Here is a 15,201-nt window from a genome sequence, read left to right on the forward strand (position 1 = left end):
GGTCACGAGTGGGAGCCGCGAGACATGGGACCAGTGGAATTCATCGTCCTGGCCTTCCCGGAGGAGCAGCTGCGCGTGCCGGCGGTCGAGGCCGTGATGGGCCTGCGCAAGGCGGGGGTCGTACGGCTGATCGACGGTCTCGTGGTCACGAAGACGGCGGGGGGCGAGGTGCTGGCGGCGGAGTTCGACGAGTTCATGGAGCTGCAGGGGCTGCTGCGCCACCGGGAGGCCGCGCAGCTGATCGGGGCCGAGGACGTGCAGGAGTCGGCGGAGCTGCTGGAGCGGGGCAGCTGCGCGCTGCTGCTGCTGGTGGAGCACGTGTGGGCCGAGGACGCGGCGATCGCCGTACGGGCGGCGGGCGGGCGCATCGTGGGCTCGGTCCGGATCCCGCCGGAGCGGACGGAGGCGGCCTGATGTTCATCCGCCCGGTCGGCACGCGAGTGGACCCGGCCCGCCGCCCCTCGGGCCACCCCCTCCTCCAAGGCCTCCTGACCCGCGCGTCGGGCCGCCCGGAGCCGGCCGGCCCCGAGGCGGCCGAACGCCCGGCGCAATCGACCGCTCCGGAGGGCCGGACGACCACCGGTCACCCAGGCGGCCAGCCGACGGGCCTGGCGACGGAACTGGCCCAACTGGCGACTCTGGCCCGGGAAGGGCTCCTCACCCCCCAGGAGTTCAAGGAGGCCAAGACCCGCCTCCTCCGCTCCTGACACCCCGCCAGGACCGGCCGGCGCCGGCCCCACGAGCACGCCCCTGCCCGGCGGCTCATCCACGGGCCGTAACTGGGCCGGACGAGTGGGCGCGGGGAACTGGCCGTTCCGGGAGGGGGATTTGTCATACCGGGCGTGGCAGCATCGACCGCCTGGAGGTGACCACATGTCACGCCGCGTGCTCCGTGCCGCCTGCATCGCCGCCCTGTTCGTATCGGCCGGGCCGCTCCCCGTCACCCACGCCGGGTCCGCGCTCCTGGCGGACCCGGCCGCCGCCACGATCCGGCAACCCCGCGCCACCGCGGGCGCCCCCACCCACCGGGCCCATGGCTCGGCGGACACCACCGCCCCGCATGCCGCCGCCCCGACGGACACCACCGCCCGACAGGGTGCCAGCACCTCCGCCCTTCGGGCACCGGGCGCCGGGGGCGCTGCCGCGGCACGAGAACCCGGCTCGGCAGGACGTGACGGGACGGGATCCGGCTCGACGGGACCCGGCTCGACAGGACGGGACTCGACGGGCGCCACCAGCCGGGGACTCGACTCGGCGGGCACTGCCGACCCGCAGGGCACCGCATCCCCTCAGACCACCGCCCCGCAGGGCACCGCGTTGCAGGGCCTCGGCGTCGGGGAGTTGCTGGGGGTGCTGCAGCGTCTCTACCGGGAGGCCGAGGCCGCCGCCGAGGGGTACAAGGCCACCGAGGTCGCCCTCAAGGCCGGGCAGGACGAGGAGCGGCGGCTCAGCGCCGAGCTCGCGAAGGCCCGTACCGCCCTCGGCGCCGAGAAGGCCGCCGCCGGGCGGGTGGCCAGGGAGCAGTACCAGGGGGCCGTCGGCATCTCCCCGTACGCCCGGATGCTGCTCACCGGCGACCCCCAGGCAGCCCAGGACCAGCGGCGGCTCGCCGCTCGCGAGGGCGCCCGCCGGGCCGCGGTGCTGGCCCGCCTCACCCGCGGCGAGCACCGGGCCGACCTCCTCGCCACCGCCGCCCGCAAGTCCCTCGACGCGCAGCAGACCCTCGCCGCGCAGCGCAGGCGGAACAAGCTGCAGGTCGACCTCAAGCTCAAGCAGGTCGAGCGGATCCTCGCCTCGCTCACCCCCGAGCAGCTCGCCCGGCTCGGTTCCCGCGAGGCCGCGGACACCGCCACCGCGCAGCGGGAGCTGCTGGACTCCGGCCGGCTCGCCGCCACCCCCCGTACGCCCACGGCCGCCGGCGGCGCCGCCCTGACCTACGCCACCGAGCAGATCGGCAAACCGTACGTCTGGGGCGCCGAGGGGCCGGGGTCCTTCGACTGCTCCGGGCTCACCTCGCAGGCCTGGGCGCACGCCGGCCGCTCCATCCCCCGCACCAGCCAGGAGCAGTGGGCGCGGCTCCCCAAGGTGCCGCTGGACGAGCTGCGGCCCGGCGATCTGGTGGTGTACTTTCCCACCGCCACCCACGTGGCCCTCTACGTCGGCGACGGGAAGGTGATCCAGGCGCCGCGGCCCGGGGCGAAGGTCAAGGTGTCCCCGATCGCCGCCAATCCGCTGCTCGGTGCCGTGCGGCCCGACTCCGACGCGACCCCGCTGACCGCGTTCACCCCGCCGCCCCTGCCGAAGGGCCCGGAGGGCGGCGACGCCGGCTACTCCGCCGCGCGGGCTCCGGACCCGGCCGAGGACCCGGTTGCGGAAGCGGCCGAGGAGGCGGCCGAGGAAGCGACCTCGTCCAAGTAGTCCTGCGCGTCCTCGGGGTCGTAGAAGTACGCGTCGAAGTCGGCCGGGTTGTCGAAACCGTTGGCGAAACGATCCGCCACCGGCTGGAGCTGCCCGGCCGCCCCGATCAGGTTCAGTACGTGCTCCGGCGGGACGCCGAGCATCGCGTTCGTCCACTGGGTCACCGGCTTGCCCGTCGTGAACCAGAACTTGTCGAAGGTGGCCTTCATCCACGCCTCGTCGAACGGCTTGTCCCCGTGCATCAGGATCGACGACAGGTAGGAGGCCGCGCACTTCGACGCCGAGTTCGAGCCCTGTCCGGTGATCGGGTCGTTCGCGACGACCACGTCGGCGACGCCCAGCACCAGCCCGCCGCCCGGCAGCCGCCCGATCGGGTTGCGGACGACCGGCGCGTACCGGCCGGCCAGCGTGCCTCCTGCGTCCGTCAGTTCCACCTCCGTCGCCCGCGCGTACTCCCAGGGCGTGTACTTCTCCATCAGTTCCAGCGTGAGCGCGAGGTGTTCGGCCGGGCCGTCGACCCCGCGGAACACGTCGAGCGGACCGCCCGGGAGCCCCTCCCAGAACAGGATGTCCGCGCGCCCCGACGTCGTCAGCGTCGGCATCACGAAGAGTTCGCCCACGCCGGGGACGAGGCTGCAGCGCACCGCTTCCGTCCCGGGGTGCTCGGGGCGCGGTGCGAGCCCGTGCACGTACGAGACGGCCAGCGCGCGCTGCGGCGCGTCGTACGGGGAGCGCGCCGCGTCCCGGCCGAACATCGACACCAGCTCGCCCTTGCCGGCGGCGACGAGCACCAGGTCGTACGTGCGGGAGAAGTAGTCCAGGTCGGCGACGGACGCGCCGTGGATGACCAGCTGTCCGCCGCGCTGCACGAAGACGTCGAGCCAGCCGGCCATCTTCACGCGCTGGTCGACGGACTGGGCGTACCCCTTGAGACGGCCGAGCCAGTCGACCGGGCGCGAACCGTCCGGGGCGGCGACCGAGACGCCGACGCCCTCGATCCGCGGGGCCTGCCGCTCCCAGAAGTTGAGCGCGAGGTCGCGCTCGTGCCGCAGCGCCGTGTCGAACATGACCTGCGTGGACATGATCCGCCCGGTGCGGATCTCGTCCGCCGTCCGGTTGGACATGAGGGTGATCTCGAACCCCTTCGCCTGGAGGCCGAGGGCGAGCTGGAGACCGGACTGGCCGGCCCCCACGACGAGTATCTTGCGCATGTCACGTTCTCGATTCGAAGGTGGGGTTCGGCGTTCGGCTGTTCACGGTTCCGGTGGCTGTCCTACGGTTCCGGCGTCGCGTCCAGCGCGTGGCCCACCAGCGTCACCAGGGATTCGACGACCGTGTCCCGGCGCCGCGCGTCCATGATCAGCACCGGCACGTGCGGCGGGACGGTCAGCGCCTCCCGCACGTCATCGGGCTCGTACGCGTCCGAGCCCTCGAAGTGGTTCACGGCGACCGCGTACGGGAGCCCGCAGCTCTCGAAGTAGTCGAGCGCCGGGAAGCAGTCGCGCAGCCGGCGGGTGTCGGCCAGCACGATGCCGCCGATGGCGCCGCGCACCAGGTCGTCCCACATGAACCAGAACCGCTTCTGGCCCGGTGTCCCGTACACGTACAGCACGAGGTCGTCGGCGAGGGTGATGCGGCCGAAGTCCATCGCGACGGTGGTGGTGCTCTTGTCCGGGGTGCCGGACAGGTCGTCCGTCGGGATGCTGGCCTGGGTCATCACCGCCTCGGTGCGCAGCGGTGTGATCTCGGAGACGGAGGACACGAAGGTGGTCTTGCCGACGCCGAAGCCGCCCGCGACCAGCACCTTGACGGCGACGGGGGCGCGGGAGCGGTCGTACTGCCAGGGCTGGACGGACTCTTCGTCCAGCGCGGCCCGGGCGTGGACGGGGATGCCGACGGGCGGGTCAGAGACTGCGAAGACCACTGAGCACCCTTTCCAGCAGCGCGCGTTCGGGTCGCCCGGGGCCGTGCCCCGTCCCGTAGACGCGTATCCGCCCCTGGTCGGCGAGGTCGCTGACCAGGACGCGGACCACCCCGAGCGGCAGCTTCAGCAGCGCGGATATCTCCGCGATGGTGCGCATGCGGCGGCAGACCTCGACGATCGCCGGCATCTCGGGCATGCGGTCGTCGGGCTCGGGCCGCTGCGGCTCCGAGGCCCGGGTGTCGCAGGCGGCGACGAACGTCTCCACGTGCAGGACCTGCGTGAAGCGGGTGCGGCCGCCCGTGAGGGAGTACGGGCGGACGCGTGCGGGCCGGCGGTCGGCTCCGCGTATCGGCAACCGGTCGGTCGCCGGGGCCGTGCTCCTCACGGGGTCTTCTCCATCGACTGGCGCAGCTCGCTGCGGACTTCCGGGGTCAGGACGTGGCCGGCCCGGCCGACGAACAGCGCCATGTGGTAGGCGACGACGCTCATGTCGCAGTCGGGGGTGGCGTGCACGCCGAGGAGCGAACCGTCGCTGATGGCCATGACGAAGACGGAGCCGTACTCCATCGCCACCATCGTCTGCTTGACCGCCCCGCCTTCCATGAGCTCGGCGGCGCCCGTGGTGAGGCTGCCGAGACCGGAGACGATGGTGGCCAGGTCGGCGGAGGCGCCGCGCGGGCCCTTGGTGCGCGCGGGGCCCTCGCCGGGGGCGGCGGCCGCGCCGGCGGCCGCTCCCCCGGGGTCGGAGGACAGCAGCAGGAGCCCGTCCGAGGACACGACGGCGACGGAGTTGACGCCGGGCACCTCCTCGACCAGGTCGGTCAGCAGCCACTGCAGGTTGCGGGCCTGGGTGCTCAGTCCGTACGTACTGGGCGCGGTCATGTGCGTGCCTCCTGTGCGGTGTCCCCCTGGTCGGTGTCCTGTGCGAGCTCGGCGGCCACGACGCGCCGTCCGTCCCGCGTCCCCTGGTAGAAGCCGCCGAGCCGGCGGCGCAGTTCGTCGGCGTCGACGCGGCGCGGCGGCTCGGGCGCCCGTGCGGTCTCGGGGCGGGGCGGGGTCACCGTGCGCGGGGTGCGCTTGGGCAGCCCCTTGTCGGTGACGGCCGCCTCCGGCCCTGAGTCGGGGTGGCTCCCCTGGCGGGGGACCCAGTCGGCCTCGTCGGGCGCGTGCCGGTGGGGCTCCGCCGGGCCGTCGGGGGCGACGGCGGTGGCGGACTCCCCGGGCTCCCCGGGCTCCCCGGGCTCCCCGGGCTCCCCGGGAAGCGTCGGTCCTGCTTCCGGTACGTCGGCCCGCGGGCCGGCATCGGGCAGCCGGTCGGGGGGCGACGGGTCGGGATCGGGCCCCGCGAAGCCCTCCGGTGCCGTGTCGGGGACGACGCGCGCGAGGAGTTCTTCGCCGGGATCGGGCTCGGCCGGGGCCTGTTCGGGGCTGCCGGCCGCGGTGAACACCCGGTCGGCGCCGGGCAGCTCGTGCTCCGTCGGCACCACGCGGGCCAGCAGCTCCTCGCCCGGGGCCGGTCCGCCGGCCGGGGGCAGTGCGTCCGCGGCGTCCCCGAAGCCGTGTCCGGCGGTGAACACCTGGTCGGCGGGGGGCAGCTGGCCGTCCGCGGCCGGGGCGTGCGCAGCCGCGTCGGGTTCCAGCCCCCCGGCCAGGTCCGGTCCGAAGTCCGGGGCCAGGTCGGGGATGGCGTCGGCGGTCGCGTCGGGGCCGGAGGCCGGGTCGGCGCCCGGGGCCACAGCCGCACCAGCGTCCGCACCAGCACCAGCGTCCGCATGCGCGGCGAAGTCCGCGTCCTGGCCGGGCGTCGGCTCCCCGGTCAGGTGCTCGTCCGGGGCGTCCGGCGTGGCCGGGTCCCACTCCATGCCCCGCAGGAGCTCGGCGTCCGCCTCCGGGCCCGGGTCCTGGAAGGGCTCGTGAGCCGGGGTCGCGGCCGGGGTCGCGGCCGCGTCGGTCGACGCCTCCGCCTCCCGCTCCACGACCGGAGGCTCCGGCATGCGGCGCCCCGGGATCGTGTTCTCGTTGGCCTCCGCGATCACACCCGGCAGCCGCAGCTCCGGCACGCCCGGTGCCGACGTGGCGAAGGTGTGGACCGGCGAGTTCGGCGGCGTGGTCGGCAGCAGCGAGGCGGGGACGACCACGAGGGCCTCCGTACCCGCGTGCCGTCCGGGGCGCAGCTCGGCGGTGACCCCGTGCCGTGCCGCCAGGCGGCCGGCCACGTACAGGCCGAGCCCCAGGCCGTGTTCGGCTTCGGGCTCCTCGTCGTACGCCTCCGGCGTGGCCAGGCGGGCGTTCAGGGCCTCCAGCCGGTCGCCGGTGACCCCGATGCCCTCGTCCACGACGGAGAGCACCGCGTCACCCGAGTCCAGCAGCCACCCGGAGACCCGTACCTTCGCCTCCGGCGGCGAGAACGTCGTCGCGTTCTCCAGCAGTTCGGCGAGCACGTGCGAGATGTCGTCGGCCGCGTGCCCCGCGACCTGGGTGAAGGGCGGGAGCGCCGCCAGGTCGACGCGCTCGTAGCGCTCGATCTCGCTGACCGCGGCCCGCATGACGTCGACCAGCGGGACCGGTACGGCCCCGGCGCCGTGGCCGTGCTCCTGACCTGCCAGGACCAGCAGGTTCTCGTTGTGGCGGCGCATGACCGTCGCCAGGTGGTCCAGCTTGAACAGGGTCGCCAGCCGGTCCGGGTCCTGTTCCCTGGACTCCAGCTCCTCGATGACCGCGAGCTGGCGCTCCACCAGCCCCAGCGTGCGCAGCGAGAGCGAGACCGACGTCGTCGACATGATGCGGCGGTGCTCTTCGAGGCCGGCCCGCAGTTGCGTCAGCTCCTCCTCCAGCGCCTCGCGGCTCGCGGTCAGTTCCTGCTCCAGCGCGTCGCGGGCCGCGGAGAGCGCCTCGTTGCGGCCGATGAGCCGGCGTCCGTCGGCGTCCAGGCCCGCGATCCGGGTGTGCAGGGAGACGGTCTGGTCGCGGACCGCGTTGAGGTGGCGCACGACTTCTGCGAACTCGTCGTTGCGGCCGGTGAAGCGGACCGGCTCCACCGAGCCCTCCGGGGTCGCCAGCCGGGCCGCGCCGCGGCGCAGTACGGACAGCGGCCGGGTCAGCGAGCGCGCGACGGCCGTCGCGAAGCCGACGGCGACCAGGAACAGCAGGCCGAGGAGGGCGACCAGCATCTCCAGCCGGGTCACGTCGTCGTCGCGCAGGGTGGCGAGCGCGGTGGCCCGCTGCCCGGCGAGGGTGGCCTCGACGGAGCGCATCCGGTCGATGCGGGCGGTGAGGGAGGGGGCCACGGAGGCCCCGTCGAGCCGGCGGTCGGCCGCGGAGAGCGTGGGTCGTTCGGTGAGCCGCTTGAGGTGGTCGTCGGCCGTCTTGACGTCGGGGCCGGTGACGGTGGCGGTGAGGGTCTGGCGTACGTCGGGCCGCGCGACCCGGTTGAAGTCGTCGAGCGCCGCCTGCTCCCGTACGCGGGCCCGCTGGGCGGCGGTGCTGAGTTCGTCCGCGGCGGCCGTGTTGGAGGGCTGCTCGCCGCGGGGGACGGCCAGTGCGGCGAGCAGCAGTCCGCGGGTGGCAGAGGCCTGTTCGACGGCCTGGCCGAGCGGGGCCAGCGGGCGGGTGGTGGCGAGGGCGGCGACGGCGCGCGGCGGGGTCAGCTCGGCGAGCCGGTCGCCCGGCGCGAGCAGTTCCGCGATGACGCCCGTGTACGCCTGCTGGGCGGCGAGGGCGCTGCCCTTGCCGTCGACGGCTTCGGTGCGGACGGCCTGGACGCGGCCGAGGGCGCGGGCGAGCGCCTCGTCGGCCTCGTTCCGGACCTCGGCGAGCTGGCGGTCGGTGAGCGCGGTGCGCTCCTGGACGGGGCCCTTCGCCTGGGCGCCGGGGCGGCCCTTGGCCACGTACTCGACGACGGCGTCGCGCTCGTCGCCGAGGAGGTGCGCGAGGGTGAGGGTGTGCTGGCTCTGCTCGGCGAGCGTGACCAGCTGCTGGGAGTCGTTCAGCTCCCGCGTCGCGGAGACCACGGCTGGGGCGCCGGCCGCGAGGACGGTGAGGCCGGCGACGGCGACGCCGATGACGAGCCTGCTGCGCACGCGGACGGGGCGTCCTGCGGGGGCTGGTCCGTCGGTGGCGGTGCCGTTCTTCCGAGACCGCTTCTTCTGCACCGGTGCTCGCAATCCTGTACGTGTGCTCGTGCTCGTCTACTCGTGTGGCCGAGGTAACGGCCGGTCAACAAGTAAACGCCCCCTGCCTCCTCGTACCGCCTCAGACCTTTGCAGTGTGCTGGGTGGAGAGCCTGACATCACCCACCCGGCCACTCGAACGAGTGAACATCACGGATGAGTTGGCAACCAACTCGGCGGCGCGCCTGCAGAGGGCCGTCACGGACGGGTGGTTGAAAGATCGGTGAGGGCTTTGGCAATATGCGCGCCCACAGCCGCCGCGGGCGCCCCGAACACCCTGCCGGCCGCGCGGGCGCCGCGTACCCGACGGACACTCAATTGGTACGGACCTTTCACTCCATCCCGGCGGGCCGGCGTGCGCGGGAGGGGCAGAATGTCCGTATGCGCATCGACCTCGCCTCGGCCCCCGGCGACCCGGAACGCCCCAACGAGGACTGGCTATCGGCGGCGATGCCCGCCGCGGGCGGTGGAGTCCTGGTCGCCCTGGACGGGGTCACCCCGCCGGGCGGCGAGGTGGGGTGTTCGCACGGCGTGCCCTGGTTCGCGGCCCGGCTCGGGGGCCGATTGACCGAACTGTCCGGATCGCGGCCGGACATGGCACTGGACCGGATCCTGGCGGAGTCCATCCGCGGCACCGCCGACGCCCACCGCGAAACCTGTGACCTTTCTCACGTGCGGACCCCGCAGGCGACGGTGGTGATGGTGCGGTGGGACGAGGCGTACGTGGAGCACCTCGTCCTCTCGGATTCCGTCCTGCTCCTCGAAGCGCCGGGCGGCGAGGTGACGGCGGTGCTCGACGACCGGCTGGACCGGATCCCGCGCGAGCTGCTGCGGACATCGGCCTCGGCGGACGCGCTGCGCAACGCGGAGGGCGGCTTCTTCACGGCGGCGGCGGACCCGCGGGTCGCGGCGCGGGCGGTGACGGGCCGGACGCCGCGCGAGCGGGTCCGGGCGCTGGCGGCGCTCACGGACGGGGCGAGCCGGTGGACGGACACCTTCGGGGAGGGCGACTGGGCGCAGTGCCTGGCGGTGCTCCGCAAGGAGGGCGCGCAGTCGCTGATCGCCCGGGTCCGCATCCTGGAATCGGACCCGGCCCGCCCCCGCGGCCGCGGCAAACGCCACGACGACGCCTCGGCGGCGTACGCGGAGCTCTAGGGGTGCCGCGGACCTCAGGGCATGTCCGGGGAGTCCCTTCGGGTGTTACTCCGCGCCCTGGTTCAACTGGCGGAGGAGCCGGGCGAGCTCGGCGACCTCTCCCCGGTCCCAGTCGGCGAGCTTGCGCATGTACTGCTCGCGCCGGGCCCCGCGCACGCGCAGGAACCGCTCCCGGCCTTCGTCCGTGAGGTCGACCAGGGAGGCCCGGCCGTCGGCCGGGTCCGGCTCGCGCGCCACCAGCCCCAGCACTTCCAGGGCGCGCAGCTGCCGGCTCATGGTGGCCTTGCCGACGCCGAAGTACGCGGCGAGCTCGGTGGCCCGCTGCCGCCCCGCCGCCTCCAGCCGCACGAGCAGCCCGTACGCGGCCGGTTCCAGCTCGGGGTGGAGCGCGCGGGCCATCTCCCCGGAGGAAGCCCTGGCGCGCCGGAGGAAGACGGACAGTTCCCGCTCCAGCGCAAGGAACTCCTGGTCTTCGCTTCCGTGCACGTCCGCTCCCATCGCTGATGTCCTGAGGCACCAGTATTTCGCAGCGTGCCCGCCACCGGCCCGGGACCCCGCCTGGGCGTCCCCCCGGTCGGAGTCCGGGGGGAGGGTCCCGGCCGGTGGAGTCCGCGGGAAGGAGGGGGTCCCGGGCCGTGCGCGACCGGCCGGCGGGCCCGGGGGGGGGGCCGGTCAGGCCGAGCCGGTGGGCCGGTCAGGCGGCGACGGTGACCGGGACGGCGTCCGACTGGCTGAGGGCCAGTTCCAGGACCTGGCGCACGTCCGTCACCGGGTGCACCTCGAGTCCCTCCAGCACCTCGGACGGGACGTCGTCCAGGTCGGCCTCGTTCCGCTTCGGGATGATCACCGTGGTCAGGCCGGCCCGGTGCGCGGCCAGCAGCTTCTGCTTGACCCCGCCGATGGGCAGGACGCGCCCGGTCAGCGAGACCTCGCCGGTCATGGCCACGTCGGTGCGCACCTGCCGCCCGGAGAGCAGCGAGGCGAGCGCCGTGGTCATCGTGATGCCCGCGCTCGGGCCGTCCTTCGGCACCGCGCCCGCCGGGAAGTGGATGTGCACGCCCCGGTCCTTCAGGTCGGCGACCGGGAGCTCCAGCTCCGCGCCGTGCGAGCGCAGGAAGCTGAGCGCGATCTGCGCCGACTCCTTCATGACGTCGCCGAGCTGCCCGGTGAGGGTGAGTCCGGCAGCGCCCGTCTCGGGGTCGGCCAGCGAGGCCTCCACGAACAGGACGTCCCCGCCCGCGCCGGTCACGGCGAGCCCGGTGGCCACGCCGGGGACGGCGGTGCGCCGCTCGGCGGGGTCCTGCGCGGACTCCGGGACGTGGTGCGGGCGCCCGATGAGCCCGCGCAGGTCGTCGGCGCCGATGTGCAGCGGCAGCTCCCGCTCCCCCAGCTCGTGCTGGGAGGCCACCTTGCGCAGGAGCCGCGCGACGGACCGCTCCAGGGTGCGCACGCCCGCCTCGCGGGTGTACTCCCCGGCCAGCTTGCGCAGGGCGTCCTCCTCCAGCACCACCTCGTCGGCGCCGAGTCCGGCGCGCTCCAGCTGGCGGGGCAGCAGGTGGTCGCGGGCGATGACGACCTTCTCGTCCTCGGTGTAGCCGTCGAGGCGGACGAGCTCCATGCGGTCGGCGAGCGCCTCGGGGATGGCCTCCAGGACGTTGGCGGTGGCCAGGAAGACGACGTCGCTCAGGTCCAGCTCCACCTCCAGGTAGTGGTCCCGGAAGGTGTGGTTCTGGGCGGGGTCCAGGACCTCCAGCAGTGCGGCCGCCGGGTCTCCGCGGAAGTCCGACCCGACCTTGTCGATCTCGTCGAGCAGGACGACGGGGTTCATGGACCCGGCTTCCTTGACGGCCCGCACGATGCGGCCGGGCAGGGCGCCGACGTACGTGCGCCGGTGGCCGCGGATCTCGGCCTCGTCGCGGACGCCGCCGAGGGCGACGCGGACGAACTTGCGGCCCATGGCGTGGGCGACGGACTCCCCGAGGGAGGTCTTGCCGACGCCGGGAGGCCCGACGAGCGCCAGGACGGCGCCGCCGCGGCGGCCGCCGACGACGCCCATGCCGCGCTCACCGCGCCGCTTGCGGACGGCGAGGTACTCGGTGATGCGGTCCTTCACGTCGCTCAGACCGGCGTGCTCGGCGTCCAGGATCGCCCGGGCGCCGCGGATGTCGTACTCGTCCTCGGTCCGCTCGTTCCAGGGCAGTTCCAGGACGGTGTCGAGCCAGGTGCGGATCCAGGAGCCCTCGGGGGACTGGTCGCTGGACCGCTCCAGCTTGTCCACCTCCTTGAGCGCGGCCTCCCGTACCTTCTCGGGCAGGTCGGCGCCCTCCACGCGGGCCCGGTAGTCGTCGGACTCCTCGCCGTCCTTCTCGCCGTTCAGCTCGCGCAGTTCCTTGCGCACGGCCTCCAGCTGGCGGCGCAGCAGGAACTCGCGCTGCTGCTTCTCGACGCCGTCCTGGACGTCCTTGGCGATGGACTCGGCCACGTCCTGCTCGGCGAGGTGGTCGCGCAGCCAGGTGATGGCCAGCTTGAGGCGGGCGACGGGGTCGGCGGTCTCGAGCAGTTCGACCTTCTGGGCGACGGTCAGGAAGGGCGAGTACCCGGAGTTGTCCGCGAGCGCGGACACCCCCTCGATCTGCTGGACGCGGTCCACGACCTGCCAGGCCCCGCGCTTCTTGAGCCAGCTGGTGGCGAGTGCCTTGTACTCCTTGACGAGCTCGGTGACCGACCCGGGCAGCGGATCGGGCAGCCTCTCGTCGACGCTCTCGCCCTCGACCCAGAGCGCGGCCCCGGGCCCGGTGGTCCCGGCCCCGATCCTGACGCGGCCGACACCGCGGATGAGTGCCCCGGGGTCCCCGTCGGAGAGCCGCCCCACCTGCTCGACGGTTCCGAGCACACCGGTGCCGGCGTACTTCCCGTCGACGCGGGGCACGAGCAGCACCCGGGGCTTCCCGCTCCGGACCGCCGCCTGGGCGGCCTCGACGGCCCCCCGCACCTCGGCATCGGACAGGTCCAGCGGAACGACCATCCCCGGCAGCACGACCTCGTCGTCAAGCGGCAGCACGGGCAGAGTGAGCGTTACGGACGTCGAAGCCATGATCTTCCTTCCGGCAGTGAAGTTGAGCTATGCCGACTCAATGCATGTGCGCCTCCCAATGTTCCCCCACCCCCGTTCGCCCGCGGCGAACACCCCTCGCGACCCCACGACCACACCCCGCACGCGTGGCCGCTCCTCTGTCGCGGCCGGGCGGGTGGCCGGACCGGCGGGCTCAGGGGGTCGACTGGACGTGGATGTCGCCCGAGGAGGTCTGGACGTTGAGGTGGGAGGGGGCCGTGGGGGTGGAGGGGAGGGTGTTGCGGGTGCCGGAGCCGGTGGCCGTCGTGATCTCGTACGGGGCCGGGGGGACCCTGAGGATCACGTCGCCCGAGGAGGACCGCGCCGTCACCGATGCCGGCGGGCTCGCGAAGGTCAGGCGGGTGTCGCCCGAGGAGGCCTGGAGGTCGGCCGTCGGGGCTGTCAGGGCGGTGGCGGTGATCGATCCCGAGGACGTACGGACCTTCAGGGGGCCGGTGGTGCGGTCGGCCGTCACGTCGCCCGAGGAGGACGAGAGGTCCGCCCCCGCCACCCCGGTCACCGAGATGCGGCCGCTGCTGCTCGCCAGCGTCACCGTGGCCGAGGCCGGGACCTCCAGGCGGTAGTCGACGAAGCAGGGGTCGGAGCAGCCCTCCGTGAAGGTGAGGACCCCTCCCGACACCCGCTGGCCCGGCTTCGGCGCCGCGTCGCCGCGGTAGTGCACGGTCCGGTGGACCGTGACCCCGGGGCCCGTGCCGGGAGCGACCTCGATGGAGCCGCGCCGGGCGTCCTTCACCTCGACCGCCGTGACGGCCTCCCCGACCGTCACGTCGGCCGTCGCCGTCCTCCGCTGCTCGGCTTCCCCGAAGGAGCAGCCGTAGAGCAGCAGTCCGGCGGCCATGAGGACGACCACCGTCCGGCTGAAGCGCAATGACGTGATGTGGGAAGGCATGCGCACCAGTGTGGTGAGCCCGGGCCCCGCCTTCGATGGGGGCCGTACCCGGGGGCGCGGTGGGGTTATCCCCACCGCGCCCCCGGGGTCCCGGGCTCCGGATCAGACGCCGATCGCGCCGTCGATCCGCTCGCGCAGCAGGTCGGCGTGGCCGTTGTGGCGGGCGTACTCCTCGATCATGTGGATCAGCACCCAGCGCAGTGACACCTTCCCGCGCCATTCGTCCTCGGCCTCCACGCCCAGGTCGGGCGCCGCGGCCGTGAACGACTGAGCGAACGCGACCTCGTCCCGCCAGGCCTCCCACGCCGCGGCGACGGCCCCCGGGCCCGGCGCCGCCCCGTCGAAGTCGCCGTCCGGGTCCGCCTCCGAGGAGAACAGGGCCGGCACCTCCTGCCCGGCCAGGACCCGGCGGAACCAGCGGCGCTCCACGTCCGCGAGGTGGCGGACGATGCCGAGCAGCGAGAGCGTGGACGGCTCCACCGACCGCAGGGCCAACTCCGCGTCCAGCCCGGCGCACTTCAGCTCCAGCGTGGCGCGCTGCGCCGCGAGGACGTCGGTGAGCAGGAACCGTTCGTCGCCCGTCGCGGGCCCGGCGAAGCGGTCGCCGGAGCGCTCACCGTCGAAGAACTGCCCGCGCCTGCCCGTCACCGCGGGCAGCTCGGTGCGCACGGCCCAGTCCGTCCAGGAGCCGTCGTAGACCGCCAGGTCGCGGTAGCCGGCGAGGGTGGCGCCCAGGGCCAGGACGCAGGCCGTCACCCCCGAACCACAGCTGAAGTACAGCCGATCCCGGTCACCGGCCAACGCCGCGAAGGCCTCGCGGAGTTCCCCGGCGGGCCGCATCAGGCCGTCGCGCTGGAGGTCCCCGAACGGCAGGTTCACCGCGCCCGGCATGTGGCCCCCGCGCAGCCCCGGCCGGGGTTCGGGGGCCGCGCCGGTGAAGCGTTCGCGCGTACGGGCGTCCAGTACGAGCGCCCCGGGATCGGTGAGGGCCGTCCCGACGGCGGCGAAGTCCACCAGCAGCCCAGGGCGCGGCCGGGCCGTGAAGGAGCCGGGCGGGCCCTCGTACGCCGGTCCGCACTCCTCGACGGGGAGTCCGGCCGCGGTCCACGCGGGCAGCCCGCCGTCCAGGACGGCCGCCCGGTCGAAGCCCATGGCGCGCAGCATCCACCAGGCCCGCGCGCTGGAGTAGACGCCGGCGCCGTCGTAGACGACGACCGTGCTGGTGTCCTCGACTCCGAGCCCGCGCAGCGCCTCCTCGAAGGCCGCGGCCGCGGGCATGGTGTGCGGGGCGGGGGCGTCGTGGTCGGACAGGGCCCCGTCGAGGTCGAAGGGCCGGGCGCCCGGGATCCGCCGGCCGGCGCCGCGGTGGGCGCCGACGGAGGCGTCGAACACGACGAGCCCCGGCTCGCCGAGCCGGCCGGCCAGCCAGTCCGAGCCGACCAGCGGCGCGGGCGGGGGCCCGAGCACGGCGGGAGCCTCTGCGGCAGGGCGGGTCTCGGTCATGCGGCACCTC

At 74.5% G+C, this 15,201-nt stretch carries 13 protein-coding genes and 1 pseudogene; 4 read left to right on the forward strand and 10 right to left on the reverse strand.

Features of this window, described 5'->3' with window-relative positions; all coding sequences use genetic code 11:
- The first annotated feature begins 24 nt into the window (after positions 1 to 24).
- From K7B10_RS14835 to K7B10_RS14845, 3 genes are all read left to right on the forward strand, one after another.
- Positions 25 to 414 carry a DUF6325 family protein gene (locus K7B10_RS14835; RefSeq protein ID WP_229336519.1) on the forward strand — a complete coding sequence of 130 codons (390 nt, stop codon included), beginning with the start codon at positions 25 to 27 and terminating at the stop codon, positions 412 to 414.
- Complete coding sequence (locus K7B10_RS14840) at positions 414 to 707, forward strand: 2-oxo acid dehydrogenase subunit E2 (protein ID WP_229336520.1); 294 nt, start codon at positions 414 to 416, stop codon at positions 705 to 707. Before K7B10_RS14835 ends, K7B10_RS14840 begins: the two co-directional genes overlap by 1 nt.
- Before the next feature lie 166 nt (positions 708 to 873).
- Positions 874 to 2,418, forward strand: coding sequence for a C40 family peptidase (locus K7B10_RS14845; protein WP_229336521.1), 1,545 nt, complete (start codon positions 874 to 876; stop codon positions 2,416 to 2,418).
- Here the strand turns inward: K7B10_RS14845 and K7B10_RS14850 are convergent.
- The 5 genes from K7B10_RS14850 to K7B10_RS14870 form a co-directional block, all read right to left on the reverse strand.
- Positions 2,328 to 3,629, reverse strand: a complete 1,302-nt coding sequence (locus tag K7B10_RS14850; RefSeq protein WP_229336522.1) for a styrene monooxygenase/indole monooxygenase family protein — start codon at positions 3,627 to 3,629, stop codon at positions 2,328 to 2,330. The genes K7B10_RS14845 and K7B10_RS14850 overlap by 91 nt on opposite strands.
- 62 nt (positions 3,630 to 3,691) lie before the next feature.
- Complete coding sequence (locus K7B10_RS14855) at positions 3,692 to 4,309, reverse strand: GTP-binding protein (protein ID WP_229345059.1); 618 nt, start codon at positions 4,307 to 4,309, stop codon at positions 3,692 to 3,694.
- A 13-nt stretch (positions 4,310 to 4,322) separates the two neighbouring features.
- On the reverse strand, positions 4,323 to 4,727 hold the full coding sequence (locus K7B10_RS14860; RefSeq protein WP_030859222.1) for a DUF742 domain-containing protein: 405 nt from the start codon (positions 4,725 to 4,727) through the stop codon (positions 4,323 to 4,325).
- Positions 4,724 to 5,224 (reverse strand): roadblock/LC7 domain-containing protein, encoded by a 501-nt coding sequence (locus tag K7B10_RS14865; protein ID WP_229336523.1) that lies wholly within the window; start codon positions 5,222 to 5,224, stop codon positions 4,724 to 4,726. The genes K7B10_RS14860 and K7B10_RS14865 overlap by 4 nt, the downstream gene beginning before the upstream one ends.
- Positions 5,221 to 8,421, reverse strand: a complete 3,201-nt coding sequence (locus K7B10_RS14870) for a sensor histidine kinase (protein ID WP_229336524.1) — start codon at positions 8,419 to 8,421, stop codon at positions 5,221 to 5,223. Before K7B10_RS14870 ends, K7B10_RS14865 begins: the two co-directional genes overlap by 4 nt.
- Before the next feature lie 471 nt (positions 8,422 to 8,892).
- Between K7B10_RS14870 and K7B10_RS14875 the strand changes: the two genes are divergently transcribed.
- The gene (locus K7B10_RS14875) at positions 8,893 to 9,666 is read left to right on the forward strand and encodes a protein phosphatase 2C domain-containing protein (RefSeq protein WP_229336525.1); all 774 of its coding nucleotides are present in this window, start codon (positions 8,893 to 8,895) and stop codon (positions 9,664 to 9,666) included.
- Positions 9,667 to 9,711: 45 nt separating this feature from the next.
- Here the strand turns inward: K7B10_RS14875 and K7B10_RS14880 are convergent, their stop codons facing one another.
- From K7B10_RS14880 to K7B10_RS14900, 5 genes and pseudogenes are all read right to left on the reverse strand, one after another.
- Entirely contained in the window at positions 9,712 to 10,164 is a 453-nt protein-coding gene (locus K7B10_RS14880; RefSeq protein WP_372481412.1) for a MarR family winged helix-turn-helix transcriptional regulator, read from the reverse strand.
- Positions 10,165 to 10,360: 196 nt separating this feature from the next.
- A complete protein-coding gene (gene lon / locus K7B10_RS14885) occupies positions 10,361 to 12,760 on the reverse strand; it encodes an endopeptidase La (RefSeq protein WP_229336527.1) in 2,400 nt (799 codons plus the stop codon).
- A gap of 172 nt (positions 12,761 to 12,932) precedes the next feature.
- Positions 12,933 to 13,688 (reverse strand): DUF4097 family beta strand repeat-containing protein, encoded by a 756-nt coding sequence (locus K7B10_RS14890; protein WP_229336528.1) that lies wholly within the window; start codon positions 13,686 to 13,688, stop codon positions 12,933 to 12,935.
- Positions 13,689 to 13,790: 102 nt separating this feature from the next.
- Complete coding sequence (locus tag K7B10_RS14895; protein ID WP_372481551.1) at positions 13,791 to 14,345, reverse strand: DinB family protein; 555 nt, start codon at positions 14,343 to 14,345, stop codon at positions 13,791 to 13,793.
- Positions 14,328 to 15,191: pseudogene (locus K7B10_RS14900) on the reverse strand (sulfurtransferase); the annotation flags it as partial. The gene K7B10_RS14895 and the pseudogene K7B10_RS14900, both read right to left, overlap by 18 nt.
- Positions 15,192 to 15,201: the final 10 nt, after the last annotated feature.

It is taken from the genome of Streptomyces flavotricini (genome assembly GCF_020639365.1).
In the GTDB taxonomy this organism is placed as follows: domain Bacteria; phylum Actinomycetota; class Actinomycetes; order Streptomycetales; family Streptomycetaceae; genus Streptomyces; species Streptomyces flavotricini.

Bases quoted from the DNA above. Each gene is read 5' to 3' on its own strand.
- K7B10_RS14880 (WP_372481412.1), bottom strand. From the start codon at position 10,164: ATGGGAGCGGACGTGCACGGAAGCGAAGACCAGGAGTTCCTTGCGCTG.
- lon (WP_229336527.1), bottom strand. From the start codon at position 12,760: ATGGCTTCGACGTCCGTAACGCTCACTCTGCCCGTGCTGCCGCTTGAC.
- K7B10_RS14840 (WP_229336520.1), top strand. From the start codon at position 414: ATGTTCATCCGCCCGGTCGGCACGCGAGTGGACCCGGCCCGCCGCCCC.
- K7B10_RS14835 (WP_229336519.1), top strand. From the start codon at position 25: ATGGGACCAGTGGAATTCATCGTCCTGGCCTTCCCGGAGGAGCAGCTG.
- K7B10_RS14890 (WP_229336528.1), bottom strand. From the start codon at position 13,688: ATGCCTTCCCACATCACGTCATTGCGCTTCAGCCGGACGGTGGTCGTC.
- K7B10_RS14875 (WP_229336525.1), top strand. From the start codon at position 8,893: ATGCGCATCGACCTCGCCTCGGCCCCCGGCGACCCGGAACGCCCCAAC.
- K7B10_RS14845 (WP_229336521.1), top strand. From the start codon at position 874: ATGTCACGCCGCGTGCTCCGTGCCGCCTGCATCGCCGCCCTGTTCGTA.
- K7B10_RS14850 (WP_229336522.1), bottom strand. From the start codon at position 3,629: ATGCGCAAGATACTCGTCGTGGGGGCCGGCCAGTCCGGTCTCCAGCTC.
- K7B10_RS14865 (WP_229336523.1), bottom strand. From the start codon at position 5,224: ATGACCGCGCCCAGTACGTACGGACTGAGCACCCAGGCCCGCAACCTG.